Source organism: Streptomyces sp. MS06, from assembly GCF_047200655.1.
Classification (GTDB): Bacteria; Actinomycetota; Actinomycetes; order Streptomycetales; family Streptomycetaceae; genus Streptomyces.
Genome location: NZ_JBJZOJ010000031.1, coordinates 15,310 through 42,140, shown reverse-complemented (window position 1 = coordinate 42,140; position 26,831 = coordinate 15,310). Strand labels below are relative to the sequence as shown.

General features: G+C 73.7%; 27 protein-coding genes and 1 riboswitch. Of the genes, 19 read left to right on the top strand and 8 right to left on the bottom strand.

Features of this window, described 5'->3' with window-relative positions; genetic code table 11:
• Window positions 1-59 precede the first annotated feature (59 nt).
• The 11 genes from ACL02U_RS18360 (at window position 60) to ACL02U_RS18310 (ending at window position 12,406) form a co-directional block, all read left to right on the top strand.
• Window positions 60-1,298 (top strand): MurT ligase domain-containing protein, encoded by a 1,239-nt coding sequence (locus ACL02U_RS18360; RefSeq protein ID WP_412791936.1) that lies wholly within the window; start codon window positions 60-62, stop codon window positions 1,296-1,298.
• 31 nt (window positions 1,299-1,329) lie between these two features.
• Window positions 1,330-2,058, top strand: coding sequence for a type 1 glutamine amidotransferase (locus ACL02U_RS18355; RefSeq protein ID WP_412791935.1), 729 nt, complete (start codon window positions 1,330-1,332; stop codon window positions 2,056-2,058).
• Between the two features lie 282 nt (window positions 2,059-2,340).
• Window positions 2,341-3,366, top strand: coding sequence for a 6-phosphofructokinase (locus ACL02U_RS18350; RefSeq protein ID WP_412791934.1), 1,026 nt, complete (start codon window positions 2,341-2,343; stop codon window positions 3,364-3,366).
• Window positions 3,367-3,561: 195 nt separating this feature from the next.
• Window positions 3,562-4,512: a cytochrome c oxidase assembly protein gene (locus ACL02U_RS18345; RefSeq protein ID WP_412791933.1), complete on the top strand. Its 951-nt coding sequence runs from the start codon at window positions 3,562-3,564 to the stop codon at window positions 4,510-4,512.
• 118 nt (window positions 4,513-4,630) lie between these two features.
• Entirely contained in the window at window positions 4,631-4,801 is a 171-nt protein-coding gene (locus ACL02U_RS18340) for a hypothetical protein (RefSeq protein ID WP_412791932.1), read from the top strand.
• Between the two features lie 131 nt (window positions 4,802-4,932).
• Window positions 4,933-5,436, top strand: coding sequence for an Lrp/AsnC family transcriptional regulator (locus tag ACL02U_RS18335; RefSeq protein WP_412791931.1), 504 nt, complete (start codon window positions 4,933-4,935; stop codon window positions 5,434-5,436).
• A gap of 122 nt (window positions 5,437-5,558) precedes the next feature.
• Window positions 5,559-6,371 (top strand): dimethylargininase, encoded by an 813-nt coding sequence (gene ddaH, locus ACL02U_RS18330; RefSeq protein WP_412791930.1) that lies wholly within the window; start codon window positions 5,559-5,561, stop codon window positions 6,369-6,371.
• Window positions 6,368-7,606 carry an ornithine--oxo-acid transaminase gene (gene rocD / locus ACL02U_RS18325; protein ID WP_412791929.1) on the top strand — a complete coding sequence of 413 codons (1,239 nt, stop codon included), beginning with the start codon at window positions 6,368-6,370 and terminating at the stop codon, window positions 7,604-7,606. Before ddaH ends, rocD begins: the two co-directional genes overlap by 4 nt.
• A gap of 132 nt (window positions 7,607-7,738) precedes the next feature.
• Window positions 7,739-10,192: a SpoIIE family protein phosphatase gene (locus ACL02U_RS18320; protein WP_412791928.1), complete on the top strand. Its 2,454-nt coding sequence runs from the start codon at window positions 7,739-7,741 to the stop codon at window positions 10,190-10,192.
• Between the two features lie 70 nt (window positions 10,193-10,262).
• Window positions 10,263-11,486: a PP2C family protein-serine/threonine phosphatase gene (locus ACL02U_RS18315; protein WP_412791927.1), complete on the top strand. Its 1,224-nt coding sequence runs from the start codon at window positions 10,263-10,265 to the stop codon at window positions 11,484-11,486.
• Between the two features lie 206 nt (window positions 11,487-11,692).
• Window positions 11,693-12,406 (top strand): lysophospholipid acyltransferase family protein, encoded by a 714-nt coding sequence (locus ACL02U_RS18310; RefSeq protein ID WP_412791926.1) that lies wholly within the window; start codon window positions 11,693-11,695, stop codon window positions 12,404-12,406.
• 49 nt (window positions 12,407-12,455) lie between these two features.
• Here ACL02U_RS18310 and ACL02U_RS18305 read toward each other — a convergent pair whose 3' ends face one another.
• The 6 genes from ACL02U_RS18305 to ACL02U_RS18280 all read right to left on the bottom strand — a co-directional run bounded on the left by ACL02U_RS18305 (window position 12,456) and on the right by ACL02U_RS18280 (window position 17,149).
• Window positions 12,456-13,235 (bottom strand): urease accessory protein UreD, encoded by a 780-nt coding sequence (locus ACL02U_RS18305; RefSeq protein ID WP_412791925.1) that lies wholly within the window; start codon window positions 13,233-13,235, stop codon window positions 12,456-12,458.
• Entirely contained in the window at window positions 13,223-13,900 is a 678-nt protein-coding gene (gene ureG, locus ACL02U_RS18300; RefSeq protein WP_412791924.1) for an urease accessory protein UreG, read from the bottom strand. The genes ACL02U_RS18305 and ureG overlap by 13 nt, the downstream gene beginning before the upstream one ends.
• Window positions 13,901-14,136: 236 nt before the next feature.
• Complete coding sequence (locus tag ACL02U_RS18295) at window positions 14,137-14,811, bottom strand: urease accessory protein UreF (protein WP_412791923.1); 675 nt, start codon at window positions 14,809-14,811, stop codon at window positions 14,137-14,139.
• The gene (locus ACL02U_RS18290; protein ID WP_412791922.1) at window positions 14,811-16,532 is read right to left on the bottom strand and encodes an urease subunit alpha; all 1,722 of its coding nucleotides are present in this window, start codon (window positions 16,530-16,532) and stop codon (window positions 14,811-14,813) included. Before ACL02U_RS18290 ends, ACL02U_RS18295 begins: the two co-directional genes overlap by 1 nt.
• Window positions 16,525-16,836: an urease subunit beta gene (locus ACL02U_RS18285; RefSeq protein ID WP_412791921.1), complete on the bottom strand. Its 312-nt coding sequence runs from the start codon at window positions 16,834-16,836 to the stop codon at window positions 16,525-16,527. Before ACL02U_RS18285 ends, ACL02U_RS18290 begins: the two co-directional genes overlap by 8 nt.
• Window positions 16,837-16,846: 10 nt before the next feature.
• Window positions 16,847-17,149 carry an urease subunit gamma gene (locus ACL02U_RS18280; protein WP_412791920.1) on the bottom strand — a complete coding sequence of 101 codons (303 nt, stop codon included), beginning with the start codon at window positions 17,147-17,149 and terminating at the stop codon, window positions 16,847-16,849.
• An 898-nt stretch (window positions 17,150-18,047) separates the two neighbouring features.
• Window positions 18,048-18,251: riboswitch (cyclic di-AMP (ydaO/yuaA leader) on the top strand.
• A 3-nt stretch (window positions 18,252-18,254) separates the two neighbouring features.
• On the opposite strand from ACL02U_RS18280, the gene ACL02U_RS18275 reads away from it, so the two are divergent.
• A complete protein-coding gene (locus ACL02U_RS18275) occupies window positions 18,255-18,728 on the top strand; it encodes a C40 family peptidase (RefSeq protein ID WP_412791919.1) in 474 nt (157 codons plus the stop codon).
• A gap of 406 nt (window positions 18,729-19,134) precedes the next feature.
• On the opposite strand, the gene ACL02U_RS18270 is transcribed toward ACL02U_RS18275, so the two are convergent.
• Complete coding sequence (locus ACL02U_RS18270; RefSeq protein ID WP_412791918.1) at window positions 19,135-19,596, bottom strand: ATP-binding protein; 462 nt, start codon at window positions 19,594-19,596, stop codon at window positions 19,135-19,137.
• Between the two features lie 228 nt (window positions 19,597-19,824).
• Between ACL02U_RS18270 and ACL02U_RS18265 the strand changes: the two genes are divergently transcribed.
• On the top strand, window positions 19,825-20,682 hold the full coding sequence (locus ACL02U_RS18265; protein WP_412791917.1) for a helix-turn-helix domain-containing protein: 858 nt from the start codon (window positions 19,825-19,827) through the stop codon (window positions 20,680-20,682).
• Window positions 20,683-20,691: 9 nt separating this feature from the next.
• Entirely contained in the window at window positions 20,692-20,922 is a 231-nt protein-coding gene (locus ACL02U_RS18260; protein WP_412791916.1) for a DUF397 domain-containing protein, read from the top strand.
• A gap of 51 nt (window positions 20,923-20,973) precedes the next feature.
• Here the strand turns inward: ACL02U_RS18260 and ACL02U_RS18255 are convergent, their stop codons facing one another.
• Window positions 20,974-22,101 carry an 8-amino-7-oxononanoate synthase gene (locus ACL02U_RS18255; protein ID WP_412791915.1) on the bottom strand — a complete coding sequence of 376 codons (1,128 nt, stop codon included), beginning with the start codon at window positions 22,099-22,101 and terminating at the stop codon, window positions 20,974-20,976.
• A 148-nt stretch (window positions 22,102-22,249) separates the two neighbouring features.
• Here ACL02U_RS18255 and bioB point away from each other — a divergent pair, with 148 nt between their 5' ends.
• The 5 genes from bioB (at window position 22,250) to ACL02U_RS18230 (ending at window position 26,826) form a co-directional block, all read left to right on the top strand.
• Window positions 22,250-23,470, top strand: coding sequence for a biotin synthase BioB (gene bioB, locus ACL02U_RS18250; protein ID WP_412791914.1), 1,221 nt, complete (start codon window positions 22,250-22,252; stop codon window positions 23,468-23,470).
• A complete protein-coding gene (locus tag ACL02U_RS18245; protein WP_412791913.1) occupies window positions 23,463-24,740 on the top strand; it encodes an adenosylmethionine--8-amino-7-oxononanoate transaminase in 1,278 nt (425 codons plus the stop codon). Before bioB ends, ACL02U_RS18245 begins: the two co-directional genes overlap by 8 nt.
• Window position 24,741: 1 nt before the next feature.
• Window positions 24,742-25,512 carry a dethiobiotin synthase gene (bioD, locus tag ACL02U_RS18240; RefSeq protein WP_412791912.1) on the top strand — a complete coding sequence of 257 codons (771 nt, stop codon included), beginning with the start codon at window positions 24,742-24,744 and terminating at the stop codon, window positions 25,510-25,512.
• A gap of 25 nt (window positions 25,513-25,537) precedes the next feature.
• Window positions 25,538-26,251: a class I SAM-dependent methyltransferase gene (locus tag ACL02U_RS18235; RefSeq protein WP_412791911.1), complete on the top strand. Its 714-nt coding sequence runs from the start codon at window positions 25,538-25,540 to the stop codon at window positions 26,249-26,251.
• A 149-nt stretch (window positions 26,252-26,400) separates the two neighbouring features.
• Window positions 26,401-26,826, top strand: coding sequence for a GNAT family N-acetyltransferase (locus ACL02U_RS18230; protein WP_412791910.1), 426 nt, complete (start codon window positions 26,401-26,403; stop codon window positions 26,824-26,826).
• Window positions 26,827-26,831 lie beyond the last annotated feature (5 nt).

Below are 26,831 nucleotides of genomic sequence, written 5' to 3'. Positions count from 1 at the left end.
CACACCACGTGGCCGTCAGGCTTCAGTCGCGGCGCGTACGCAAGGAGGATCCAGAACTGATGGCAGGCAACTCGGACCCGCTCACGCCGCGGGCCAAGCTGGCGGTGACCGCGGGCAAGGCGGTCGCGGCGGCGTCGCGCGCCGCGGGACGCGGCAGCGGATCGGTGATCGGCGGCCGAGTGGCCCTCCGGCTCGACCCCGATCTGCTGGCCCGGCTCGCCCAGCACCTCGACGTGATCCTGGTCTCGGCGACCAACGGCAAGACCACCACCACACGTCTGATCGCCGAGGCGCTGCGCGCCGCGGGCCCGGTGGTCTCCAACGCCCTCGGCGCGAACATGCCCGCCGGTATCACCTCGGCGCTCGCGGGCGGCTCCGAATCCAAGTTCGGCGTGATCGAGGTGGACGAGAAGTACCTGGCCGGAGTGGCCCGGGACACCGGCCCCAAGTGCATCGCCCTGCTCAACCTCTCCCGCGACCAGCTGGACCGCGCGGGCGAGACCCGGATGCTCGCCGAGGCCTGGCGTGAGGGCCTGTCCGGCTCCAAGGCCGTCATCGTCGCCAACTGCGACGACCCGCTGGTGGTGTGGGCGGCGTCCTCCTCCCCCAACGTGATCTGGGTCGCCGCGGGGCAGATGTGGAAGGACGACGCCTGGTCCTGCCCGTCCTGCGGCGGAGTGATGCAGCGCCCCGGCGACGACTGGTTCTGCAACGAGTGCGGCTTCCGTCGCCCGGCGCCGAGCTGGGCCCTCAGCGGCGAGCACGTCCTCGATCCGCACGGCTCCGCATGGCCGATCCACCTGCAGCTCCCGGGCCGCGCCAACAAGGCCAACGCCGCCAGCTCCGCGGCCGTGGCCGCGGTGTTCGGCGTGCCCCCGCAGGTGGCCCTGGAGCGGATGTACCAGGTGCAGGCCGTCGCCGGACGCTATGACATCGTCCAGTTCCAGGGCCGTGACCTGCGGCTTCTGCTCGCGAAGAACCCCGCCGGCTGGCTGGAGACGTTCTCGCTCATCGACCCGCCGCCGGCCCCGGTGATCCTCTCGGTGAACGCGCGGTCCGCCGACGGCACCGACACCTCCTGGCTGTGGGACGTCGACTACACCCGGCTGACCGGGCACCCGATCTGCGTCGTCGGCGACCGCAGGCTGGACCTGGCCGTGCGGCTGGAGGTCGCGGGCCAGCAGTTCCAGGTCTTCGACGACCTCGGGCAGGCCGTGGGGGCCTGCCCTCCGGGCCGGGTCGAGGTCATCGCCAACTACACCGCCTTCCAGGACCTGCGCCGCCGGGTCGGCAACTGAGCAACCGACGTATCCAGGGGACAGTGACTTCATGAGCGACAACAGCCTGCGGGTCGTCTGGGTCTACCCGGACCTGCTCAGCACGTACGGCGACCAGGGCAACGTGCTCGTCGTGCAGCGACGGGCGCGCCAGCGCGGCCTGGACGTGGCCCGGCTCGACGTGCGCAGCGACCAGCCGATCCCGACGTCCGGCGACATCTACCTGATCGGCGGCGGCGAGGACCGGCCGCAGCGGCTCGCGGCCGAGCGGCTGCGCCGGGACGGCGGCCTGAACCGGGCGGTGGAGAACGGCGCCATCGTGTTCTCCGTGTGCGCCGGCTACCAGATCCTCGGACACGAGTTCATCAACGACCTCGGGCAGCGCGAGCCCGGCCTCGGCCTGCTCGACGTGGTCTCGGTGCGCGGCGAGGGCGAGCGGTGCGTCGGCGACGTCCTCGGGGACATCGACCCGCGGCTCGGCCTGCCCCAGCTGACCGGGTTCGAGAACCACCAGGGCGTCACCCGCCTCGGCCCGACCGCCCGCCCCCTCGCACGGGTGCGGCTGGGCAAGGGCAACGGGACCGGCGACGGCACGGAGGGGGCGTACAACGACACGGTCTTCGGCACGTACATGCACGGGCCGGTCCTCGCCCGGAACCCGCAGATCGCGGATCTGCTGCTGAAGCTGGCACTCGACGTCAACGCGCTGCCGCCGACCGACGACCGCTGGTACGAGGCGCTGCGCGACGAACGCATCGCGGCCGCCCAGCAGCCCGCCTGAGCCCTTTCGGGGCAGCCGCCGGCCCGGTACCGCCACCGCGGTGCCGGGCCGCTGCCGTGCCGCCGGCGGTGCCGGTGGGCGGGCCGGCGCAGCGGGCCGGCCCGCGCGCCTTCCCGGGAGCGGCAGCGAGCCCGTCTGACGGTACATCCGCACAGGTGAGCGGGGTAGTCCAGCAGGCGGACGCCCCGTACGGAACCGCCCCCCGCAACCGCTAGGGTGTCGGGGATCGAGCCGGACAGCGCGGTCCGGTCCCCGGCCCACACGAGAAGGTTGTTTCGGGCTATGCGCATTGGTGTCCTCACGTCCGGCGGCGACTGCCCCGGCCTGAACGCCGTCATCCGGTCCGTCGTGCACCGCGCCGTCGTCGACCACGGCGACGAGGTCATCGGCTTCCGGGACGGCTGGAAGGGCCTCCTGGAGTGTGACTACCTCAAGCTCGACCTCGACGCCGTGAGCGGCATCCTCGCGCGCGGCGGCACCATGCTCGGATCCTCCCGGGTCCGTCCCGAGCACCTGCGGGACGGCGTGGAGCGGGCCCGGGGCCACGTCGAGGAACTGGGGCTGGACGCGATCATCCCGATCGGCGGCGAGGGCACGCTCAAGGCCGCCCGGCTGCTGTCCGACAGCGGGCTGCCCATCGTGGGCGTGCCGAAGACCATCGACAACGACATCGCCGTCACCGACGTCACCTTCGGCTTCGACACGGCCGTCGGCGTGGCCACCGAGGCGCTGGACCGGCTGAAGACCACCGCCGAGTCCCACCAGCGGGTCCTGATCGTCGAGGTCATGGGACGGCACACCGGCTGGATAGCGCTGCACTCGGGCATGGCGGCGGGCGCGCACGCCATCGTGGTCCCGGAGCGCCCCTTCGACATCGAGGAGCTGTCCCGCAGGGTCGGCGAGCGGTTCGAGGCGGGCAAGCGGTTCGCGATCGTGGTCGCCGCCGAGGGCGCCAAGCCGCGGCCCGGCGGCATGGACTTCGACGAGGGCGGCAAGGACGTCTACGGCCACGAGCGGTTCGCCGGGATCGCGCGGCAGTTGTCGGTGGAGCTGGAGAACCGCCTCGGCAAGGAGGCCCGGCCGGTCATCCTCGGGCACGTCCAGCGCGGCGGGACGCCCACCGCGTACGACCGCGTGCTGGCCACCCGGTTCGGGTGGCACGCGGTCGAGGCGGTGCACCGGGGCGAGTTCGGCATGATGACCGCGCTGCGCGGGACCGACATCGACATGGTGTCGCTGGCCGAGGCCGTGGAGACGCTGAAGACGGTGCCCGCCGAGCGGTACGCGGAAGCGGAGTGCGTGCTCTGACCCGCGCCACGGGAAGGTGAGCGGCGGGCGGTGCCCGGCCGCCGCCCGCCGTTTCTCCGACCGCCGTTTCTCCGACCGCCGCTTCTCCGTGCACCCGGACGCGCTGCGGGCGACCCGGCCGCGGCGGTGGACATCCCCGGTTCTAGTCTTGGTGCGGACAGACAGCGCACAACCGCACGAACCAGGAGCCGGTGGATGGATCACAGCGGGCACGGCATGACGATGGATCTGCCGCCGTTCACGCTGGCCCGGGGGCTTCAGTGGTCCACGGAACCGTTCTTCCTGACGGCCTGCCTGCTGGCGCTCGCCCTGTACGGCTGGGGCGTCCTGCGGCTGCGGCGCCGGGGGGACGCCTGGCCGCCCGGGCGGACCGTGGCGTACGTGACCGGCGTGCTCACCGTACTGCTCACCATGTGCACCGAGCTGAACGACTACGGGATGGTCATGTTCAGCGTGCACATGGTGCAGCACATGATCATCAGCATGCTGTCGCCGATCCTGATCCTGCTCGGCGCGCCGGTGACGCTGGCGCTGCGGGCGCTGCCGGTGGCGGGCCGGGGTCGCAGAGGGCCGCGGGAACTGCTGCTGGCGCTGCTGCACAGCCGCTATCTGAGCGTCGTCACCCACCCGGTGTTCACGATCCCGCTGTTCATCGCCAGCCTGTACGGCCTGTACTTCACTCCGCTGTTCGACTTCCTGATGGGTTCCAGGGTCGGGCACATCGGGATGATGGTCCACTTCCTCGCCGTGGGCGTGGTCTTCTTCTGGCCGATCATCGGCGTGGACCCGGGCCCGCACCGGCCGAACCACCTGATGCGGATGCTGGAGCTGTTCGCGGGCATGCCGTTCCACGCCTTCTTCGGCATCGCACTGATGATGGCGTCGACGACGATGGTCCGGACGTTCGAGAACCCCTCCACCTCGCTGGGCGTGGACCCGCTGTCGGACCAGAACGCGGCGGGCGGCATCGCCTGGGCGTTCAGCGAGGTGCCCTCCGTCCTGGTGCTGGTCGCCCTGGTGTTCCAGTGGTACCGGTCCGAGCAGCGGTACGCCAGGCGCTCGGACCGGGCCGCCGAACGCGACGGGGACCGGGAGCTCGAGGCGTACAACGCCTATCTGGCCTCGCTGCACGCGCGCAGCCGCTGAGCGGCGGCCCCCGGCGGGGCCCGTCCGGCTCGGCGGTGGGGAAAGACGTCCGCACGGGATCGCAACCGGGCGGGGCGGGGCACCATGGAGGGGAGCGAACCACGAGGAGGGTGTTGCCATGCACGGTTCCACGCCCGGTTCAACCAGGACCATGGGGGGTCTGACGATCGGCGGGCTCGTCGTGGTGACCGCCTACACGGTGGCCCTCGGCAGCAACGGCTGGCTGTGGTTCGGCTGGGTGGTGCTCGGCCTGATCACGCTCGCCATGGTGTTCACGCACAGTACGTGAGCGCGGTCACGGCGCGCTGAGCCGGCCATCGGGGTGCACGTCCGCCCGATGGCCGGCGGGCGCGGTCCGCGGGCGCGGAACACGTGCCCGGCGCGGCCGTTCACGCTGGTCCGGCTCGGTATGGTGCCGCCATGCACAGCAGGCCCACCGGGTTCGACGAGCTCGACCGGAAGATCATCACAGCGCTGATGGGGAACGCCCGGACGTCCTTCGCGGAGATCGGCGCGGCGATCGGACTGTCCTCGACGGCGGTGAAACGCCGGGTGGACCGGTTGCGGGACACCGGTGTGATCACCGGTTTCACGGCCACGGTGGAGCCGTCGGCGCTGGGTTGGCGCACCGAGGCCTACGTGGAGGTGTACTGCGAGGGCGCGGCGCCGCCCCGGCGGCTGGCGGAGGTGGTGCGCAACCATCCGGAGATCATCGCGGCGATGACCGTGACGGGGGGCGCAGACGCTCTGCTGCACGTCCGGGCCCGGGACGTGGAGCACTTCGAGGAGGTGCTGGAGCGGATCCGCACCGAGCCGTTCATCCGGAAGACGATCAGCATCATGGTGCTGTCCCACCTCCTCCCGGAGAGTCCCGAGGCGGGGGCGGACCGACCCGCACCCCACAGCGCACCAGACGTGCGCTGAACACCCAGAAGACGCAGCGTTGCTGCGCGAACACGCATGTTTCGTTCCTTGTCGCCCGTCTCTGTCGTTTCCTACCGTGGATTCGACCAGCTCACGTTTCCAGGAAGCGGAGGAACACCTCTGTGCCCGACAGCCGTGTGCCGCGCCGCCGGCGCTTCCTCGTCTGCGAACCCAGACACTTCGCCGTGCAGTACGCGATCAACCCGTGGATGCAACCCGACATCGCCGTCGACGCCTCCCTGGCCCATCAGCAGTGGCTGGCGCTGGTGCGCGCCTACCGCGCGCACGGGCACGACGTCGACACCCTGGAGCCGGCCCCCGGCCTGCCCGACATGGTCTTCGCCGCGAACTCCGCCGTCGTCGTCGAGGGCCGGGTCCTCGGCTCGCTGTTCCACGCGCCCGAGCGGCGCCCCGAGTCCGCCCTCTACGAGACGTGGTTCAAGGCGGCGGGATTCGACGTGTACCGGCCCGAGAACGTCTGCGAGGGCGAGGGGGACCTGGTCTGGACCGGGAGGTACCTCCTGGCCGGCACGGGCTTCCGGACGACCCGCGAGGCGCACCGGGAGGCGCAGGAGTTCTTCGGCGTCCCGGTGATCGGGCTGCACCTGGTCGACCCCCGCTTCTATCATCTGGACACGGCACTGTTCGTGCTCGACGACGACAACATCGCGTACTACCCGGAGGCCTTCTCGCCGGGCAGCCGTGAGGTGCTCGCGCGGCTGTACCCCGACGCCGTACTCGCCACCGCCGACGACGCGCTGGCGTTCGGCCTGAACTCCGTGTCCGACGGCCGTCACGTCTTCATGGCGCCGCAGGCCGAGGCGCTCGCCGCGCGTCTCGACGGCCACGGCTACGTCCCCGTCCCCGTCGACCTGTCGGAGTTCCGCAAGGCCGGCGGCGGCATCAAGTGCTGCACTCAGGAGATTCGTTCATGACCGCGCCAGTCCGTGTACCCGCCGCCCGGCGTTCCTCCGCCGACCTGATCGGCGCGGAGGCGCCGGTGCTGGCGCACAACTACCATCCGCTGCCCGTGGTGGTGGCCCGCGCCGAGGGCTCCTGGGTGGAGGACGTCGAGGGCCGCCGCTACCTCGACATGCTGGCCGGCTACTCGGCGCTCAACTTCGGCCACCGCCACCCGGCGCTGCTGGAGGCGGCCCACCGCCAGCTGGACCGGCTCACCCTGACCTCGCGCGCCTTCCACAACGACCGGCTCGCCGAGTTCGCCGAACGGCTGGTCGCGCTGACCGGCCTCGACATGGTGCTGCCGATGAACACCGGCGCCGAGGCGGTCGAGAGCGGCATCAAGGTGGCCCGCAAGTGGGCGTACGACGTCAAGGGCGTCCCGGCGGACCGCGCGACGATCGTGGTGGCGGCGGACAACTTCCACGGCCGTACGACGACGATCGTCAGCTTCTCCACGGACGAGACGGCCCGGGCGGGCTTCGGCCCCTTCACCCCCGGGTTCCGGGTCGTGCCGTACAACGACCTGGCCGCGCTGGAGGAGGCCGTCGACGAGACCACTGCGGCCGTGCTGATCGAGCCGATCCAGGGCGAGGCAGGGGTGATCATCCCGGACGACGGCTATCTGGCCGGGGTGCGGGAGCTGACCCGCCGCAAGGGCTGCCTGTTCATGGCGGACGAGATCCAGTCCGGCCTGGGCCGCACCGGCCGCACCCTCGCCGTGCAGCACGAGGACGTCGTGCCGGACGTGCTGCTGCTCGGCAAGGCCCTGGGCGGCGGGATCGTACCGGTGTCGGCGGTGGTGGCCCGCCGCGAGGTGCTCGGCGTGCTGCACGCGGGCGAGCACGGGTCGACGTTCGGCGGCAACCCGCTGGCCGCCGCGGTCGGGACGGCCGTGGTGGAGCTGCTGGAGACCGGCGAGTTCCAGCGCAGGGCCGCCGAACTCGGAGTGGTGCTGCGCGGCGGCCTGACCTCCCTGGTCGGCAAGGGCGTCCTCGGCTTCCGGGCGCGCGGGCTCTGGGCGGGCGTCGACATCGACCCGGCCATCGGCACCGGCCGCGAGATCAGTGAGCGGCTGATGCGGGAGGGCGTGCTGGTGAAGGACACGCACGGTTCGACGATCCGGCTGGCGCCGCCGCTCACCATCACCGGCGAGGAGCTGCAGTCCGCGCTCGGCACGCTGGAGGAGGTGCTCGCGCAGGGCGCATGAGTCCGGTCCGGGGGCCGTCCGGCGGGGCGGCCCCCCTTCCGCGGTGCCGCGTCCCGCGCGCACCCCGCGCCGGTCGGGGTGAGTATGGGGACAGGTGGTGGTGGACCACTCTCCGCGACAGAGAGGTCGGCCGTGGGTGCATACGAGAGGCCTCGTCTGGTCGGCCGATCGTTCGACGTGGCGGACGCGGCTCCGCTGCTGCTCGGCGCCCAGGGTTCGATCACCGGTTGGACCGGGGAGGCCGAACGGCTGCTGGGCCACGCCGCCGCCGAGGTGGTCGGCAAGCAGCTCGCCGATCTGCTGGTCCGGGAGGACGCCGTGCGGATGCCCAGGCTGCTGGAGCGCTGCCGCGCGGACGGCGGGTGGTCGGGGCTGCTGACCACCCGGCGGCGGGACGGCCGCCCGCTGCGCGTGATGGTGCGGATCTCCTCCGCCGAGGAGGCGCGGGGGCCGTCCCGCTGGCTGGTGCTGCTGTCGGAACTGGCCGAGGCGCACGGCTGGGACATGAGCCGCATCGTGCTGGAGCAGCTGGTCGCCCGGTCGCCGGTCGGCATCGCGATCCTGGACACCGACCTGCGCTACGTGTGGTCGAACGCGGCGCTGGCCGAGTTCGGCGGCGGTCCGCCGCAGGCGCGGCTGGGCCGGCGGCTCGCCGACGTGCAGCCCGGACTGGACGTCGAGGACATCGAGGCGCAGATGCGCAGGGTGCTGGCGACCGGCCGGCCGGTGGTGGGCTACGAGCACCTGGGCCGGGTGCGGTCCGCGCCGCTGCGCGAGACCGCGCACATGATGTCCTTCACCCGCCTGGACGACGAGCGGGGCCGCCCGATGGGCGTGTACTACACGGTCGTGGACATCACCGAACGGCACCGCGCCCGCGGTCGGCTGGCGCTGCTCGACCGGGCGGGCGAGCACATCGGCAGGACCCTGGACATCGGTCGCACCGCGCAGGAGCTGGCCGACGTGGCCGTACCCGACTTCGCCGACTTCGTCGCCGTGGATCTGCTGGAGGACGTGCTGCGGGGGGCGGAGCTGCCCCGCACGGCGGCCGACGGCTCGGGCACGGTGCCGCTGCGGCGGGCCGGCCACCAGTCGGTGAGCCCCGGAGTACCCGAGGCGGTCGTCGGTATCGGCGACATCGCCTCCTACCTGCCCGGATCACCGCCGATCCGCTGCCTGACCACCGGCCGGCCGTGGAGCGAGGAGCGGCTGGACCCGCTGGCCCGGGAGTGGGCCGCGGACCTCCCGGGGGGCCGCGAGGCGACCTTCCTCGAACTGGGGCTGCACAGCGTGCTCATCGTGCCGATCCGCGCCCGCGGCGTCACCCTGGGGGTCACCACGTTCTTCCGGCGCCGGCGCCACGAGCCCTTCGACCGCAGCGACCTGAACCTGGCCGAGGACCTGGTCGCCCGCGCGGCGGTGTGCGTGGACAACGCCCGCCGCTACAGCCGCGAACGCGATGCCGCCCTGGTGCTCCAGCGCAGCCTGCTGCCGCACCGGCTGCCTCAGCAGGACGCGGTGGAGGTGGCCGCCTGCTACCGCCCGGCCGACGAGCTGACCGGCCTCGGCGGCGACTGGTACGACCTGATCCCGTTGTCGGGTGCGCGGGTGGCGCTGGTGGTGGGCGAGGTGCCGGGGCACGGCATCGACGCGGCGGCCGGGATGGGCAGGCTGCGCACCGCGGTGCGCACGCTGGCCGCCCTGGACCTGCCGCCCCAGGAGGTCCTGGCCCATCTCGACGACCTGGTGGCGCGCACCGCACACGAGGAGGGCGTGCCGGAGGACGGCGAGGGCGCCTCCCAGGCGGTGGGTTCGGGCTGCGTCTACGTGGTGTACGACCCGGTCGGGGGGCGGTGCGCGATGGCCGCCGCCGGGCACCCGTCACCGGCCGTGGTCGAGCCCGACGGCACCGTCACCTTCGTGGAACTGCCGCAGGGTCCCCCGCTGGGCGCGGGCGGTCCGCCGTTCGAGTCGGTGGAGCTGGAGCTGGCGGAGGGCAGCGTGCTCGCGCTGCACACCGACGGGCTGCTGGCGCCCGGCGCCGCATGGGCGGCGGACGCGGACCGGGAGCCGCTGGGCCGCGCGCTGCGGCGGACGGCGGAATCGCTGGACCTGCAGTGCCGCACCGTCGTGGACGCGCTCGTCCCGGCCCGGCCGCAGGACGACGTGGCGCTGCTGATGGCCCGCGTCCGGCGTCTGGGCGCCCACCAGGTCGCGCTCTGGGACCTCCCCCGCGACCCGGCCGCCGTGGCCGAGGCCCGGCGGACGGTGGTCCGGCAGTTGGAGCGGTGGGGTCTGGACGAACTGGCGTTCACCACCGAACTGGTGGTCAGCGAGCTGGTCACCAACGCGCTGCGGTACACGGGCGGACCGATCGAACTGCGGCTGATCCGGGAGCGGTCGCTGATCTGCGAGGTCTTCGACGGCGGCGTCACGGCTCCGCGCCTGCGCCACCCCCGCGCCACGGACGAGGGCGGGCGGGGGCTGCTGCTGGTCTCCCAGGTGACGCAGCGCTGGGGGACGCGGTTCGCGTCCGACGGGAAGACCATCTGGGCGGAGCAGCCGCTGGCGGAGGCCCGGGCGTGACGCGGCGGCTGCCCGCGCCGCCGCGGGACGGAACGAGAATGCGGCGGCAGAGAGGGGGCGTCGAGCCACGATGACCACTTCGATCGACTACCGGGCGGTGTTCCAGGCGCTGCCCGGCATGGTGGCCCTGCTCACCCCCGAGCTGGTCTACGCGGATGCCAACGAGGACTACCTGAGACTGGTCGGGCGGCAGCGCGACCAGGTGGTCGGCCGGCACCTCATCGACGTCTTCCCGGACAACCCCAACGACCCCGCGGCGTCCGGCAGCCGCAACGTGCAGTCCTCGCTGTACCGCGTGCTGGCCACCGGCGAGCGCGACGCGATGGCGCTGCAGCGCTACGACATCGAGGATCCCGACCGGCCGGGAGAGTGGGCCGAACGCTACTGGAGCCCGGTCAACGCGCCGGTGCCCGGACCGGACGGCAAGGTGGTGCTGCTGGTGCACCGCGTGGAGGAGATCACCGAGCTGATCCGGGCGCGCGGCGGCCCGGCCTCCAGCCGCCGGCTGCTGGAGGCCGAGTTGTACACGCGGGCCCGGGAACTGCAGGAGGTCAACGAGCGCCTGCGCCAGGCGCACGCCCGCGAGCGCGAGGTGGCTTTGGCCCTGCAGGAGGCGATGCTGCCCGCCACCCGTCAGGGCCGCAGCCACCGGGCCGCCGTGCGCTACCGGCCGGCGATCGGCTCCCTGAACGTGTGCGGTGACTGGTACGACGTGGTGAACCTGGTCGGCGGCAACCGGCTCGGGGTGTCGGTCGGGGACGTCGTCGGGCACGGGCTGGCGGCCTCGTGCGTCATGGGCCAGTTGCGCAGCGCGCTGACCGCGGCCTCCCGGGTCGCCCTGGGGCCCGCGCAGGCTCTGGACGTGCTGGGCCACTACGCGCACGTCGTGGACGGCGCCGAGTCCGCGACCGCGGTGACCACGTTCATCGATTTCGACGAGCGCACCATCGCCTACAGCAGTGCCGGGCATCTGCCGCCGGCGCTGGTGCACGCCGACGGCCGGGTGGAGTTCCTCGACCGGGCAACCGATCCGCCGCTGGACGCGCGCCCCGACCCGAGGCCGCGCATCCAGGCGGCCACCCGCTACGCGGAGGGCGCCACGCTCGCCCTGTACACCGACGGCCTGGTCGAACGCCGCCGGGAGGACATCGACACCGGCCTGGCCCGGCTCGCGGACGCACTGCACAGGCACCGGCACGCGGAACCCGAGGTGCTCGCGGACGCGGTGCTGCTGGAGCTGCTGCCCCCGGGCGGGGCGACCGACGACACGGCGCTGGTCGTCGTACGGCTGTGAGGCGCGACCGGTGCCCGACCGCCGGCGGCGGTCGTGAACGCGCCACCCCGGGCCACCGGGTTGATGACTACCCGCCAGTAGGACCAGGCTGGTGCGGCGGCATCCCCATCACCCCCTGTCCGCGCCTACACTGGCCCCCACGAGAAGCCGGTTGACCTGCAAGAACGCGGCGGTTGAGCCACTACACCACGGTGAGGAGCGACCCCTTGTTCTACTATCTGCTGAAATATGTGCTGCTGGGCCCGCTGCTGAGACTGCTCTTCCGGCCCCGGATCGAGGGGCTGGACCACGTGCCCGCGTCCGGACCGGCCATCATCGCGGGCAACCACCTGTCCTTCTCCGACCACTTCCTGATGCCCGCCGTCCTCAAGCGCCGCATCACCTTCCTGGCGAAGGCGGAGTACTTCACCGGCTCCGGCCTCAGGGGCCGCCTGGTCGCGGCGTTCTTCCGCAGCGCCGGGCAGATCCCGGTCGACCGCTCCGGGAAGGAGGCCGGCCGGGCCGCGATCCGGGAGGGCCTCGGTGTGCTCCGCCGCAGGGAACTGCTCGGGGTCTACCCGGAGGGCACCCGTTCGCACGACGGGCGCCTGTACAAGGGGAAGGTCGGCGTGGCGGTGATGGCGTTGAAGGCCCAGGTGCCGGTGATCCCCTGCGCGATGATCGGCACCTTCGAGGCGCAGCCGCCCGGCCAGCTGGTTCCGAGCCTCCGCCCGGTCGTCATCCGGTTCGGCAGGCCCCTGGACTTCTCCCGCTACGCCGGCCTGGAGAACGAGAAGGCGGTGCTGCGCGCGGTCACCGACGAGATCATGTACGCCATCCTGTCGCTGTCCGAGCAGGAGTACGTCGACCAGTACGCCGCGGTGGCGAAGGCGGAGACGGCGGAGAAGGAGCGCAGGTTCCCGCGGCTGCCGCTCACCTGACGGCCCCCGCGCCAGGCGGCCGGAACGCCCCGGCCGCCTGCCGCCGGGCTCACCCCCGGGGCCCGCCCAGCAGGGCCAGCGCCTCGTCCAGCGCCCTCCGCAGCCGCAGCCCGTCCGGCGCCACCGCGCTGACCAGAGCGGCCGGCCCGGCGAGCGGCGCCAGTACGCACCCGTCGCCGACGCTGCGCACCGGAACCGGTTGCCGGGTGAACTCCGGCCGCACGACCACCAGCTGCCCCACCGCCCGGTGACCCGCCAGCACGGCGGGGCCCGCCCAGCCGCCCGGTGCGCCGGGACCGCAGGACAGCTCCTGGTCCAGGACCAGGCGCCCGGCGATGCGCACCCCGAGACGGCTGGTGAGCCGTCCGGGCTGCTCTCCCGCCCGGCCCAGCACCTGCTCCTCGCGCAGCACCAGCCGGCCTCCGGCCGCGACCTCGACGCGGGTGGTGACGCGCAGCTCGCTGCCGGCCGCCGCGATCAGCGGCTCGGGCAGCCACTCCGCCTCCGCCCCGTCGGCCACCCGCAGGTGCACGTCGTAGCGTGCCTCCCCCTTGTGCTGCCCCGGCAGGGCGATCGTCGCCGCGGCCGAGCCGACCCGGAGCCGGGCGTCCTCCCCGACCAGCGCCCGGACCGAGAAGTGGTCCCCGCCGAGCGGACCGCTCATCGCGCCCACCAGCATCACCCGCGCCTCGGTGCCGCTCCCCCGGGTCCGCCGGAGCGCGAGCGGCCCCTCACCGACCAGCTCGGGCAGGCGGGTGCGGCCGGCCGCGTCGGCGCGGGCGACGATCCGCGCGGTGGCCCTGACCCCGGCGCCGGTCACGCCGTCCACACGGCCAACCGGGTGCGCACCCAGTCGGCGACGTCCGCCACCCCGGACCCCTCTCGCAGCGACTGCAGGACGACCGGCAGTCCGCCCCGCCGGGCCTTGGCGTCGGCGGCCATCCGGGCGAGGTCGGAGCCGACGTACGGGGCGAGGTCCGTCTTGTTGACCACGAGCAGGTCCGCGGTGGTGACGCCCGGTCCGCCCTTGCGGGGGATGTCGTCGCCGCCCGCGACGTCGATCACGAAGACCTGCGCGTCCACGAGCCCCCTGGAGAAGGTCGCGGTGAGGTTGTCACCGCCGGACTCGACGAGGACCAGGTCCAGTGGACCGGTCTCGTCCTCCAGATCCTCCACGGCCTCCAGGTTGGCCGAGATGTCGTCCCGGATCGCGGTGTGCGGGCAGGCACCCGTCTCCACCGCGGTGATCCGCTCGGGCGGCAGCACCGCCTCGCGCAGCAGGAACTCGGCGTCCTCGCGGGTGTAGATGTCGTTGGTGACGACGGCCAGCGACAGTTCGTCCCGCAGGGCCCTGCACAGCGCGGCGACGGTGGCGGTCTTCCCGGACCCGACGGGCCCGCCGAGCCCGATCCGCAGAGCGCGGCGCGAACCGTCGGGCCGCCGGGCGTCGGCGCTGACGGCGGAGGGGCCGGCGTGGGAGTGGTCGAGGTGCATGTGCGGCTCCTGGGACTGGGAACGGTCGGGCGGGCGCCGGTCGGTGACCGGACCACGGGTCGGCGGGGGCGGGGACGGGGACGGGGCGATCAGGTGCGTGCGGCGGTCCGGCGCGTCCGGGTCCGCCCGGGGCGGGCCCCCACCGGTGGCGGAGCGGCCGGAGGGCCGGCGGACCGAACGGGCGCGGGCCGGCGGGTGCTACGAGGGGAACAGCCGCACGCTCCAGCCGGCGGGTGCTACGAGGCGAACAGCCGCACGCTCCAGCCGGCGTGCAGCTCCGCGCCGATCTCCAGCAGCGGCGCGGACGCCGCCGGCAACGCGTCGACGCCTTCGTCGAGCGCACGGCGCGCCGCGTCCACCGCCAGGTCCACCACCCGGTCCAGTTCCGGTGCCAGCCGGGCCAGCACGCGGGTCGCCTCGAACGGGTCGAGGCTCAGCAGCCGCACGGTCGCCGTCGCCGGGCCGCCGACGCTCTCGTAGGCCGCGCAGTGAGCGGCGTCCTCCGGCCCGAGTCCCGCGGCACGTGCGGTCAGCCCGAGCACCACCGGCTGGTGCGCGCCCTTGGGGAACTCGCGTGCGAGGGCGTCCAGTTCACCGGAGGGCCAGGTCGACCGAGCGGCCCGCAGCAACTGCCGGCCGAGCTTCCGGGCCGCGGTGCGCAGTGCCGGCGAGGGCGTGCGGGCCTCGGCGGCCGCGTGCAGTTCCGCCGGGTCCATGCCGAGTGCCGAAGCCGCGGCGAAGCCCGCCGCCACCAGACCGGCGGTGTGCAGCCGGCCCCGGCAGAACCGCTCCAGGTCCGCGGCGCCGGCGATGCGGCCGGCCCGCACCGCCTCCTCGGCGCCCCCGGAGTGCGCGTGCCCTCCGGCGGGAAAGCGGCCGTCCGCCAGGACGAGAAGTGCGGCCCTGGACATCAGAAGAGGAAGTAGCGCTGGGCCATGGGCAGTTCGGCGGCCGGTGCCGCCTCCACCAGCTCCCCGTCGATGCGCACGGCGAAGCTGTCCGGGTCGATCTCGACGCGGGGGCGGGCGTCGTTCTCCCGCATGTCCGCCTTGGACACCGAGCGGGTCGACTCGATGGCGAGGAACCGCTTGCCCAGTCCCAGCCGTTCCGGCAGACCGTCCTCGACGGCGGCCGGGGCGACGAAGTTGACCGAGTTCGCGGCGGGCGCCCGTCCGATCGCCCCGTACATAGGGCGCGGCAGCACCGGCTGCGGGGTCGGGATCGACGCGTTCGCGTCGCCCATCTGCGCGTAGGCGATCTGCCCGCCCTTGAGGACGAGGTGGGGCTTGACGCCGAAGAAGGCGGGTTCCCACAGGACGAGGTCCGCGAGCTTGCCGGTCTCCACGGAGCCGATCTCCCGGGCGAGTCCCTGCGCGACCGCCGGATTGATCGTGTACTTGGCGACGTACCGGCGCACCCGCAGGTTGTCCGCGGCGCCGTCGCCCGGCAGCGCGCCCCGCCGCCGCTTCATGACGTGCGCGGTCTGCCAGGTCCGCATGATCACCTCTCCGACCCGTCCCATGGCCTGCGAGTCGGAGGAGATGATGGAGATGGCCCCCAGGTCGTGGAGCACGTCCTCCGCGCCGATCGTCGACGGCCGGATCCGGGACTCGGCGAAGGCCAGGTCCTCCGGCACCGCGGGGTTGAGGTGGTGGCACACCATCAGCATGTCGAGATGCTCCTCGACGGTGTTGACGGTGAACGGCCGCGTCGGGTTGGTCGAACTCGGCAGCACGTGCGGTTCGGAGACCACGCTCATGATGTCGGGTGCGTGGCCGCCGCCCGCTCCCTCGGTGTGGTAGGCGTGGATGCTGCGCCCGGCGATCGCGGCGAGGGTGTCGCCCACGAACCCGGCCTCGTTGAGCGTGTCGGTGTGGATGGCGACCTGGACGCCGGTCCGGTCGGCCACGGTGAGGGCGGCGTCGATGGCGGCCGGCGTCGAGCCCCAGTCCTCGTGCAGTTTCAGGCCCAGGGCGCCACCGCGGATCTGGGAGAGCATCGCCTCGTGGGAGACGGTGTTGCCCTTGCCGAGCAGGCCGATGTTGAGCGGGTGGTCCTCCATCGCCTCCAGCATCCGGGCGAGGTGCCAGGGCCCGGGGGTCACCGTGGTCGCCTTGGACCCCTCGGCCGGTCCGGTGCCGCCGCCGACCAGCGTCGTGATCCCCGAGGACAGCGCCTCGTCGGCGATCTGCGGGCAGACGAAGTGGACGTGGGCGTCGATCGCGCCGGCGGTGAGGATCCGGCCGTTCCCGGCGATCACCTCGGTCTCCGGGCCGATGACCAGGTCGGGGTGGACGCCGTCCATGGTGTCCGGGTTGCCGGCCTTGCCGATGCCGGTGATCCGTCCGTCGCGGATGCCGACGTCGGCCTTGACGATCCCCCAGTGGTCGATGACGACGGCGCCCGTCACCACCGTGTCCGGGGTGCCCTCGGCACGGGTGGCCCGGGACTGGCCCATCGACTCCCTGATGACCTTGCCGCCGCCGAACACCGCTTCGTCGCCGGCGAGTCCGGGCCCACCGGAGCGGTCCTCCTCGATCTCGACGAGCAGCTCGGTGTCGGCGAGCCGGATGCGGTCACCGGTGGTGGGGCCGAACAGGTCGGCGTACGCGGCGCGCGAGATCTCAGGCATCGAGGGCACCTCCGGTCCGGCCGCGCAGGCCGGGTACGACGCGGGCGCCGGCCAGCGGGACGAGTTCGACCTCGACGGGGATACCGGGTTCGAAGCGCACGGCGGTGCCGGCGGGAACGTTCAGCCGCCTGCCGTGGGCCGCCGCACGGTCGAACTCGAGGCCCGGGTTGGCCTCCGCGAAGTGGTAGTGGGAACCGACCTGCACGGGGCGGTCGGCGGCGTTCAGCACGAGCAGTGCCGTGACCTCGCGGCCCGCGTTGCACACGATCGGACCGTCGGCGAAGAGGATCTCTCCCGGTGTCATCGCCGCCCCCTCAGACGATCGGCTCGTGCACGGTGACGAGCTTGGTGCCGTCCGGGAAGGTGGCCTCCACCTGCACGTCGTGGACCATCTCGGCCACGCCGGGCATGACGTCGTCGCGGGTGAGCACCTTCCGCCCGGAGGACATCAGCTCGGCGACGGTCCTGCCGTCGCGGGCGCCTTCGAGGAGGTGCGAGGTGATCAGGGCGACGGCCTCGGGGTGGTTCAGTCTCAGCCCTCGGGAGCGGCGCTTCTCGGCGACGTCGGCCGCCACGTGGATCAGCAGCCTCTCCTGCTCGTGCGGGGTCAGTTGCATGTCCCACCTCACCTCCTCGCTCCGGACCGTGCGGGGTCCGGCTGCCGCAGCCACCGCGCCAGGGAATACACGTAGCACACGGACGAACCGCGCGAACCTTCGCGAACCGGATACGAAAACCCCAGGTGGCGTGGTGGGGCAGGTTAGTTCGGTGGAGTTTCAACGACGTTAAACCGAACCTTGATCACCTCATGACCGCGTCCTGGCGTGCCGCATACCGCCGCACACGGGCGAGTCGCGCGCCGACCGGGTGACGGTCCGGGACAGAAGTCGTCCTCCGGGGCGCAGGACGCCCCGTGAGGCGGAGGACGGTCCCTGGGACGGAGGACGGGCGGGCGGCAGGGCGGCGGTCCGGGGCGGGGCGACGCACGGGAGGGGGCGGCTCGCCGGCCGCGCGCCGGGACAGCTCGTCGAGGGCGGGGCGACGCGCGGGAGGGGGCGGGCACCGGTTCGGGACGACGCGGGCGTCGGTTCGGGCGGGCGGGACCACACCCTGCCGGTCGGACGGCCGCGGTGCCTCCCGGCGCGGGCGGTGCGCCGCCGCGCGTCGGCGGTTGACAACCTCCGTTCGCGCCGCCCTGTACCGGACCCCGCGACGGGTCCGGCGCGGCCCCGTTGAAACGCGCCGAACGACGGTCCCCTCATCGGCGTATCCGCACCGGTTTTTTCGGGCTCGCCGCGGTTGCGCCGCCCTCCCGGCCCGGCAACCCGCCGTACGTCTACGCCGCTGGTCCGGGGCAGGTCCGCAGGGTGGACGCCGGGTCCGGCCGGCCCGCACCCACCCCAACGGAGGAAGGGTGACCAACGACACATAGGCCAGGTTCCGTTGTGATTCTCCGGCGCCCGTGGGTGAGGATCCCTGACTGACGGCAAGCCCCCGCCACAGACGGCGGGGCGGTCCGGGCGGACGCCGAGTCCTGCCGCCGTCCGGGCGACGGGTCGACAGAAGTGGATCGGCAGGAGTGGAGGACCCGAGCACGACGGGCTGCCGGAGCGTCAGTTCCGAGCGGTCCTTGGGGTGAAGTCGCCGCCACGGCGACCGGGCAACTTCGCCAGCCCGAATCCGACAGGTCATCCTTCACAGGCGGATGACGAAGGGTTGCGCATGACTGTGCCCAATCGTGTCCCGTCCCTCATGGCCCGCGCCGGGACCGCCTCGGCCCTCACGCTCGCCGCGGTCGGCGGCTCGGTCCTGGTACCGGGCTTCGCCCCGGACGCCGCGGCCGCCACGGTGGCGACGAAGGCGCTCCACGTGGCGGCCTCCAAGAAGGGCTCGCCCTACCAGTGGGGCGCCACGGGCCCGTACCGCTTCGACTGCTCCGGTCTGACGCTGTACTCGTACAAGAAGGCGGGTAAGAAGCTGCCCCGAACGGCGGCCCAGCAGTACAACCGCACCCATCACGTTGCCGCCCGCCACCGCAGAGTCGGTGACCTGGTCTTCTTCCACTACGGCCGGAGCGTCTACCACGTCGGCATCTATGCCGGACGGGGGCGGATCTGGCATGCGCCGAAGACCGGCGACGTGGTGCGGCTGCAGAAGATCTGGACCGGCAGCGTCTGGTACGGCCGGGTCCGCTGACGGCCGCGTCGGACGACGGCCGGGTCCGCCGGCGAGCAGGCCCGGCGGCGGCCGGGCGGGGGCGGCGGCCGGGCGGGGGCGGCGGCCGGGCGGTGGCGGCGGCCGGGCGGGGGCGGCGGCCGGGCGGTGGCGGCGGCCGGGCGGGGGCGGCGGCCGGGCGGTGGCGGCGGCCGGGCGGTGGCGACCAACGAGGTGCCGTCGAGGCCGTGTCCGCCGGGCGCCGCGTCGCGGGCCCGGGTGACGCCCGTACACGGCAGTGGCCGCGTGTACCGGGTGATGGCGGTGCGGGCCCCGGGCTCCCTCCGGGCGGGCCCGGGCCGGCCCGGCCCGGGCCGGACGTGCCGGTCGCGGGCGGAGCCCCGCCGGCACCGGTGCCGGCGTGAGCCGCGCCCCGCCCAGCGGGGGCTCATGGCTCGGGCCGGTGGACCGCGGGGACCGCGTCGACCGCGGTGACGGTCCACGGCAGGGCGATGGAGACGGTCTTCCCGCCCTCCGGCGTGGGGCGCACGGTGAGGCTCCCGCCGCACTCCGCGGTCAGGCATCGGATGATCACCATCCCGCGGCCGTTGTCCTGCTGAACGGCCGCGGGGAGCCGTCTGGGGAAGCGGGGATGGCTGTCGGTGACGCCGATGCGCAGCTCCTCGTCCCGTTCCAGGGTGAGGCCCACCGTGAAGGTCGGCGACTGGCCGAAGGTGTGCTGGACGGCGTTGGTGGCCAGCTCGGAGACGATCAGCCGGATGGTGTCGGCGGTGTCCGAGTCCTCCGCCAGCCCCCACTCCGCGAGGGTGCCGGCCACGAAGGCACGGGCCGCGGGTACCGAGGCGGGATCGCTCGGCAGAGTGACGGATGCTTCCAGAAGATCTGCCATGGCGACGTCGTCCTTTTCCCGCGGGACCGCGGTCCGGCACGCGAGGCGGATGGTTCGAGTACGGTCCCGGACTGGTGCTTGGCCGCCAGACTGCCACCACAGGGGCGCTCATGGGCGGCGATCCACCAAGATGTGCATATATCTGTCGCTCGAAGCGGTGAACTCTGTTACTGCAGCACATATTTGGCAGGGCGACAGGAGTAAAGGAATACGAGGAGGAGTGGCGCGATGCAGGACGGTCCCGCGGTCCGCCGCCGGAAGCTGGGCGCCGAACTTCGCTCCCTGCGCACCGGTGCGGGTTTCACCAGCGGCGAGGCGGCTCGGCTGGTGGGCTGGCACCAGTCGAAGGTCAGCCGAATCGAGACGGGCACGAGCGGCGCGAAACCGGCCGATGTGCGGTTACTGCTGGACGCCTACGGGGTCGAGGACACCGGGATCCGCGAGCTGCTGCTGGTGCTCGCCGGTTCCCGCAACACGGTGCGGGACCACTGGTGGCACGCCTACCGCGGGGTACTGCCGCCCACCTACCGCGACTTCATCTCGCTGGAGTCGCAGGCGAGCGCGATGCGGACACTGGAGACCTCGGTGGTGCCGGGACTGCTGCAGACGCCGGAGTACGCCCGCGCGGTGACCAGGGCCGCCGTGGACGAGGTCGACGACGACCGGCTGGACGCCCTGGTCGAGGTGCGGCTGGCACGCCAGGACGTGCTGCGGTCGGACCCGCCGCTCAGGCTCAGCGCGGTGCTGGACGAGGCCGTGCTGCACCGGGAGGTGGGCGGGCCCGAGGTGATGGCCCGGCAGCGGGCGCGACTGGCAGAGGCCGCCGGCCTGCCCCAAGTACTGCTCCAGGTGCTGCCGTTCTCCGCGGGGGCGCATATCGGCATCACCGGGCCTTTCGTTATCTTCTCATTTTCGAGCACTTCCGATCTGGATGTTGTCGTTATCGACCACTTGACGAGTAGCCTCCACCTCGAACGGAAAGAAGACCTCCGGGCTTACTCGGAGGCCTTCGACTCCCTGAGGGCGCACGCCCTTTCACCCGAGGACTCGCTGGAACTCATCGCCGCGACAGGTGACGGAACGTAGGGAGGACCCATGACCGCTCCGCCTCGCAACAAGTGGTCCGCTACCCAGCTGCCCGAGGTGCGCTGGCTGCGCAGCAGCTACAGCACCGGGGCCAACAACTGCGTCGAGACGGCACGGCCGGCACGGGGGCCGGCGGCCGGGCTGCTCGCCGTGCGCGACTCCAAGCATCCGGCCGGGCCCGCGCTGCTCTTCTCCCCCGGAAGCTGGGCGGACTTCACCGCCGCGGTGAGCCGGGCCTGACCCGGTACGGCCCCGCTCCCCCGGGGCGACGCACGGCCGTGGTACGCCGACTCATGGTCGCGTCTCGCCGATGACCCGTACAGCGCGCTCGATCTGCGCCTCGGAGAGGTCCGCTCGGGCGGTCAGCCTGAGCCGCGAGATCCCGTCGGGCACGGAAGGGGGCCGGAAGCAGCCCACGGCGAGCCCGGCCGCCCGGCAGTCCGCGGCCCATCGCACGGCCCCCTCGGGTGACGGCGCGCGCACGGAGACGACCGCGGCGTCGGGGCGTACCGCGTCCAGCCCCGCGGCCGTCAGGCGGTCGTGCAGCTCGCCCGCCACCGTGCGCGCCCGCACCGCCCGCCGCGGCTCCCGTCCGATCAGCCGGAGGGCGGCCAGCGCCGCTCCCGCCGCGGCGGGAGCCAGGCCGGTGTCGAAGATGAACGTCCGGGCCGCGTTGACCAGGTGGTCGATCACCCGGGCCGGACCGAGCACGGCGCCGCCCTGGCTGCCGAGCGACTTGGACAGGGTGAGCGTCACGACGACGTCCTCGGCTCCCGCGAGACCGGCCGCCGCGGCCGCTCCCCGGCCGCCGGGGCCGAGCACACCGAACCCGTGCGCGTCGTCGGCCACCAGACCGGCGCCGTGTTCCCGGCAGGCCGCGGCGAGCTCCGCCAGCGGAGCGGCGTCCCCGTCGACGGAGAACACCGTGTCGGACACCGCGACGGCGGTCCCGTCGTGCGTGTGCAGCGCCTTGCGCACGGCCTCGGGATCGGCGTGCGCCACCACCTGGGTGGCCCCCCGGGCCAGCCGGCAGCCGTCGATCAGCGAGGCGTGGTTGCCGCTGTCGGAGACGATCAGCGAGCCGTGCGGGGCGAGGGCGGTGACCGCCGCGAGGTTGGCGGCGTAGCCCGAGGAGAAGACCAGCGCGGCCTCGAAACCGCAGAATCCGGCCAGCTCCCGCTCCAGCTCGGTGTGCAGTTCGGTGGTGCCGGTGACCAGCCGCGAGCCGGTGGCGCCGCCGCCCCAGGTGCGGGCCGCCCGCGCGGCTCCCTCGACGACCTCCGGGTGGCGGGCCAGCCCCAGGTAGTCGTTGCTCGCGAGGTCCAGCAGCGGCGTGTCGGCCGGGCGCGGGCGCAGGGTCCGTTCGAGTCCGGCCCGGCGGCGCGTCCGCGCCTGCTCGTCGATCCAGCCGAACGCCATGGGCCCCTCCGGTCGTTTTGTAGGCAGTGCACAGACACTAGCGGCACGACCAGCCACCCAGGATGTGGCAATACCCACACGGTGAAGCGCCGCCGTTGTGCGGACTCTCCTTGGCCCGGGGCGGGTCCGTAGGACAGGATCGTGCCTCATGGACCTGCTGAACACGCTGGTGGACAAGGGACTGCGGCGCGAGACGCCGACCCGCGAGGAGGCGCTGGCCGTCCTCGAGACCTCCGACGACGACCTGCTCGATCTGGTGGCCGCGGCCGGGAAGGTGCGCCGCCACTGGTTCGGGCGACGGGTGAAACTCAACTACCTCGTCAACCTCAAGTCCGGGCTGTGCCCGGAGGACTGCTCCTACTGCTCCCAGCGGCTGGGCTCCAAGGCGGACATCCTCAAGTACACGTGGCTCAAGCCGGACGAGGCATCCCGGGCCGCCGCCGCGGGCCTGGCCGGCGGTGCCAAACGGGTGTGCCTGGTGGCCAGCGGCCGCGGACCGACCGACCGGGACGTGGACCGGGTCTCGGACACCATCAAGGCGATCAAGGACCAGAACGAGGGTGTCGAGGTGTGCGCCTGCCTCGGCCTGCTCTCCGACGGCCAGGCCGAGCGGCTGCACGCGGCCGGAGCCGACGCCTACAACCACAACCTCAACACCTCCGAGGACACCTACGCGGACATCACGACCACGCACACCTACGCCGATCGGGTGGACACGGTCGAGAAGGCGCACGCGGCCGGCCTGTCGGCCTGCTCCGGCCTGATCGCGGGCATGGGCGAGAGCGACCGGGACCTGGTGGACGTGGCCTTCTCGCTGCGTGAGCTGGACCCGGACTCGGTTCCGGTCAACTTCCTCATCCCGTTCGAGGGCACCCCGCTGGCCAAGGAGTGGAACCTGACCCCGCAGCGCTGCCTGCGGATCCTGGCGATGGTCCGGTTCGTCTGCCCCGACGTGGAGGTCCGCATCGCCGGCGGACGCGAGGTGCATCTGCGGACGATGCAGCCGCTCGCCCTGCACCTGGCCAACTCGATCTTCCTCGGTGACTACCTGACCAGCGAGGGCCAGGCCGGCAAGGCGGACCTGGAGATGATCGCGGACGCCGGGTTCGAGGTGGAGGGCGCCGACGAGGTGACCCTGCCCGCGCACCGGTCGGGCGGCGGCTGCGGATCCCACGAGAGCGACGGGTGCGGATCCCACGCCGAGGCGGGTTGCGGTTCGGCGCACGGGGCCGGCGGCTGCGGCTCACACGAGGGCGCCGGGGTGTGCGGTGCGGCACCGGCTCCGGCGGCACCGGCCGATGAGCCGCGCACGGATCTGGTCGCGGTGCGCCGGCGCGGTGCCGGAACGGATCTCGCGCCCAATGCCTGAGCCGGACCTGTCGGAGCTGCTGGACCTGGACCGGCGGCACGTGTGGCATCCGTACGCCCCGATGCCGGGGCAGGCCGATCCGCTCGTCGTCGCCTCGGCGAGCGGGGTCCGGCTCCGGCTCGCGGACGGCGGCGAGCTGGTCGACGGCATGTCCTCGTGGTGGTCGGCCATCCACGGCTACAACCATCCGGTGCTCAACGAGGCCGCCCGCGCGCAGCTCGGGCGGATGAGCCACGTGATGTTCGGCGGGCTCACCCACGAGCCCGCCGTGCGGCTGGCCCGGCTGCTGGTCGACATCGCGCCGGAGGGACTGGAGCACGTCTTCCTCGCCGACTCCGGCTCGGTGTCGGTCGAGGTCGCGGTGAAGATGTGCCTGCAGTACTGGCGTTCGCTCGGCCGTCCCGCGAAGCGGAGGCTGATGACCTGGCGCGGCGGCTACCACGGGGACACCTGGCACCCGATGTCGGTGTGCGACCCCGACGGCGGCATGCACGAACTGTGGTCCGGGGCGCTGCCCCGGCAGGTGTTCGCCGAGGCGCCTCCCGCCGAGTACGAGGAGGCGTACGCCGAGCACCTGCGCCGGACCGTCGAGCGGCACGCGGACGAACTGGCCGCGGTGATCGTCGAGCCGGTGGTCCAGGGGGCGGGCGGGATGCGGTTCCACTCCCCCGCCTACCTGCGGGTGCTGCGCGAGGCCTGCGACGCCCACGACGTGCTGCTGGTGTTCGACGAGATCGCCACCGGCTTCGGCCGGACCGGGGAGCTCTTCGCGGCCGGACACGCGGGCGTGGCGCCGGACGTGATGTGCGTGGGCAAGGCCCTCACGGGCGGCTATCTGACGATGGCGGCGACGCTGTGCACCCCCCGGGTGGCGGACGGCATCTCGCGCGGCGAGGTGCCGGTGCTCGCCCACGGGCCGACCTTCATGGGCAACCCGCTCGCCGCCGCCGTGGCCCGCGCCTCGGTCGAGCTGCTGCTCGGCCAGGACTGGCGGGCCCGGGTGGCGCGGATCGAGTCCGGGCTGCGGACCGGGCTGGCCGAGGCGGCGGAGCTCCCCGCGGTGAAGGACGTCCGCGTCCTCGGCGCCGTCGGTGTGGTCCAGCTCGACCGTCCGGTGGACACGGCGGCCGCCACGCGGGCCGCCGTGCGCGAGGGCGTGTGGCTGCGGCCCTTCCGCGACATGGTCTACACGATGCCGCCCTACGTCACCGGTGACGAGGACGTGGCGCGGATCGCCCGCGCGGTGTGCGCGGCGGCGCGGGAGGGGTGACATGCCGGTACTGGTGATCACGGGGACCGGCACGGAGGTCGGCAAGACGGTCGCCACCGCGGCGGTCGCCGCGGCCGCGGTCGCCGCGGGCCGGTCGGTGGCCGTGCTGAAGGCCGCGCAGACCGGCGTACGGCCGGACGAGCGGGGCGACGCCGGGGAGGTGGCGCGTCTCGCGGGCGCGGTCACCACCGCCGAGGTCGCCCGGTACCCGGAGCCGTTGGCGCCGGCGACGGCGGCCCGGCGGGCCGGGCTGCCGCCGGTGCGGCCGCAGCAGGTCGCGGCCGCGGCCTCCGGGCTGGCCGCCACGCACGACCTGGTGCTGGTGGAGGGGGCGGGCGGGCTGCTGGTGCGGTTCGACGACGCCGGCTCGACGCTGGCGGACGCGGCCCGGCTGCTCGGCGCGCCGGTCCTGGTCGTGGCGTCGGCGGGGCTGGGCACGCTGAACACCACCGAGCTGACCGCGCGGGAACTGCGGCGGGGCGGACTGGAGTTGCTGGGGCTGGTGATCGGCAGTTGGCCGGGCGGCCCGGACCTGGCCTCGCGGTGCAATCTGGCCGACCTGCCGGAGGTGGCCGGGGCCCCACTGCTGGGCGCGCTGCCCGAGGGGGCGGGGTCGCGGACGCCGGAGGACTTCAGGGCGGCGGCGCCCGGATGGCTGTCGCCCCGGCTGGACGGCACCTGGGACGCGGAGGCCTTCCGGGCGCGGGAGGCACCCGCGCCGCTGCGGGCCGGCGTGGACGGACCGGGCACCGGCGGAGGACAATCCGACTGAGGCCCGCCGCACGGAGGAGGTCCCCATGCCGCTACGGTCCACCGGCACCCGGAAGACGGCCCGCGATGCCGTCCACCACCCCGTGTTCGCCCGCTTCTACGCCCGGGTCAGTGTGAACGCCGAGACCGGGGCGGGCATGGCCGGGGTGCGGGAGCGTCTGCTGGCCGGTCTGTCCGGGCGGGTGATCGAGGTGGGCGCGGGCAACGGGCTGAACTTCGCGCACTACCCGCAGGCGGTCTCCGAGGTCGTCGCGATCGAGCCCGAGCGGCTGCTGAGGGCGTTGGCGGTGGAGTCGGCGCTGCGTGCGGAGGTGCCCGTCGATGTCGCGCCGGGCACGGCGGAGGCGCTGCCGGTCGGGAGCGGGGCCTTCGACGCGGCGGTGGTCTCGCTGGTGCTGTGCAGCGTGCGGGACGTGGCGCGGGCCCTGGCGGAGGTGCACAGGGTGCTCAGGCCGGGCGGGGTGGTGCGGTTCTTCGAGCACGGCCGGGGCGGCGGGCCGGTGATGGGGTTCACCCAGCGGGCGCTGGACCGCACGTTCTGGCCGCCGCTGTGCGGCGGCTGCCACGTCTCCCGGGACCCGGTGGGCGCCCTGCGCTCGGCGGGGTTCGAGCTCGGCCCCTACCGGCGGATGACGATGCCGGAGAAGGGGCCCGTGCTGCCGACCTCGCACTGCGTGCTGGGCACCGCCTGGCGGCCGGCGGAGCGGGGAACCGCACGCGGGCCGCAGGGTCGCGTGTAGGCCCCCGGTCGGCGGCTCGGACCGCGGCTGCCCGGCGTTGCAGCGGCAAGGACGTGCCGAGCGGCCGCAGCGGAGCCGCACGGTGCCCCCGCCCTGTCCGGATGGCGGAACTCCCGGCCCCGCACTCGCCCGCGTGATGGGATCGGGGCATGTCTGATCTGCGCATACGGGCCGCGGCGCCCGAAGACCTGGACGCCGTGCTCGCCTTCTGGAAGTCGTCCGCCGAGGGCGCCAGCATCAGCGACGACCTGGCCGGGGTGGAGCGGCTGGTCGCCCGTGACCCCGAGGCGCTGCTGCTGGCGGAACGGGAGGGCGAACTCGTCGCAACGGTGATCGCCGGGTTCGACGGATGGCGCTGCCACCTCTACCGGCTCGCCGTTCACCCGGACCACCGCCGCCGGGGAATCGCGGCGGCGCTGCTCGCGGCGGCCGAGGAGCGGTTCGTACGGCTCGGCGGGCGACGCGGGGACGCGATGGTGCTCACCCGCAACCGGACCGCCCACCGTGCCTGGCGGGCGGCGGGATACGCACCCGAGGAGCACTGGCGGCGCTGGGTGAAGCCGCTGACGGGCTGAGGCCG

Excerpts from the sequence above, each read along its gene's own strand:
- ACL02U_RS18235 (WP_412791911.1), top strand. The coding sequence starts at position 25,538 with ATGCCGCTACGGTCCACCGGCACCCGGAAGACGGCCCGCGATGCCGTC.
- bioD (WP_412791912.1), top strand. The coding sequence starts at position 24,742 with ATGCCGGTACTGGTGATCACGGGGACCGGCACGGAGGTCGGCAAGACG.
- ACL02U_RS18270 (WP_412791918.1), bottom strand. The coding sequence starts at position 19,596 with ATGGCAGATCTTCTGGAAGCATCCGTCACTCTGCCGAGCGATCCCGCC.
- ACL02U_RS18335 (WP_412791931.1), top strand. The coding sequence starts at position 4,933 with ATGCACAGCAGGCCCACCGGGTTCGACGAGCTCGACCGGAAGATCATC.
- ACL02U_RS18280 (WP_412791920.1), bottom strand. The coding sequence starts at position 17,149 with ATGCAACTGACCCCGCACGAGCAGGAGAGGCTGCTGATCCACGTGGCG.
- ACL02U_RS18350 (WP_412791934.1), top strand. The coding sequence starts at position 2,341 with ATGCGCATTGGTGTCCTCACGTCCGGCGGCGACTGCCCCGGCCTGAAC.
- ACL02U_RS18315 (WP_412791927.1), top strand. The coding sequence starts at position 10,263 with ATGACCACTTCGATCGACTACCGGGCGGTGTTCCAGGCGCTGCCCGGC.
- ACL02U_RS18295 (WP_412791923.1), bottom strand. The coding sequence starts at position 14,811 with ATGTCCAGGGCCGCACTTCTCGTCCTGGCGGACGGCCGCTTTCCCGCC.
- ACL02U_RS18265 (WP_412791917.1), top strand. The coding sequence starts at position 19,825 with ATGCAGGACGGTCCCGCGGTCCGCCGCCGGAAGCTGGGCGCCGAACTT.
- ureG (WP_412791924.1), bottom strand. The coding sequence starts at position 13,900 with ATGCACCTCGACCACTCCCACGCCGGCCCCTCCGCCGTCAGCGCCGAC.
- ACL02U_RS18275 (WP_412791919.1), top strand. The coding sequence starts at position 18,255 with ATGACTGTGCCCAATCGTGTCCCGTCCCTCATGGCCCGCGCCGGGACC.
- ACL02U_RS18285 (WP_412791921.1), bottom strand. The coding sequence starts at position 16,836 with ATGACACCGGGAGAGATCCTCTTCGCCGACGGTCCGATCGTGTGCAAC.
- ACL02U_RS18340 (WP_412791932.1), top strand. The coding sequence starts at position 4,631 with ATGCACGGTTCCACGCCCGGTTCAACCAGGACCATGGGGGGTCTGACG.
- ACL02U_RS18360 (WP_412791936.1), top strand. The coding sequence starts at position 60 with ATGGCAGGCAACTCGGACCCGCTCACGCCGCGGGCCAAGCTGGCGGTG.
- ACL02U_RS18230 (WP_412791910.1), top strand. The coding sequence starts at position 26,401 with ATGTCTGATCTGCGCATACGGGCCGCGGCGCCCGAAGACCTGGACGCC.
- ACL02U_RS18245 (WP_412791913.1), top strand. The coding sequence starts at position 23,463 with ATGCCTGAGCCGGACCTGTCGGAGCTGCTGGACCTGGACCGGCGGCAC.
- ACL02U_RS18260 (WP_412791916.1), top strand. The coding sequence starts at position 20,692 with ATGACCGCTCCGCCTCGCAACAAGTGGTCCGCTACCCAGCTGCCCGAG.
- rocD (WP_412791929.1), top strand. The coding sequence starts at position 6,368 with ATGACCGCGCCAGTCCGTGTACCCGCCGCCCGGCGTTCCTCCGCCGAC.
- ACL02U_RS18345 (WP_412791933.1), top strand. The coding sequence starts at position 3,562 with ATGGATCACAGCGGGCACGGCATGACGATGGATCTGCCGCCGTTCACG.
- ACL02U_RS18290 (WP_412791922.1), bottom strand. The coding sequence starts at position 16,532 with ATGCCTGAGATCTCGCGCGCCGCGTACGCCGACCTGTTCGGCCCCACC.
- ACL02U_RS18255 (WP_412791915.1), bottom strand. The coding sequence starts at position 22,101 with ATGGCGTTCGGCTGGATCGACGAGCAGGCGCGGACGCGCCGCCGGGCC.
- bioB (WP_412791914.1), top strand. The coding sequence starts at position 22,250 with ATGGACCTGCTGAACACGCTGGTGGACAAGGGACTGCGGCGCGAGACG.
- ACL02U_RS18355 (WP_412791935.1), top strand. The coding sequence starts at position 1,330 with ATGAGCGACAACAGCCTGCGGGTCGTCTGGGTCTACCCGGACCTGCTC.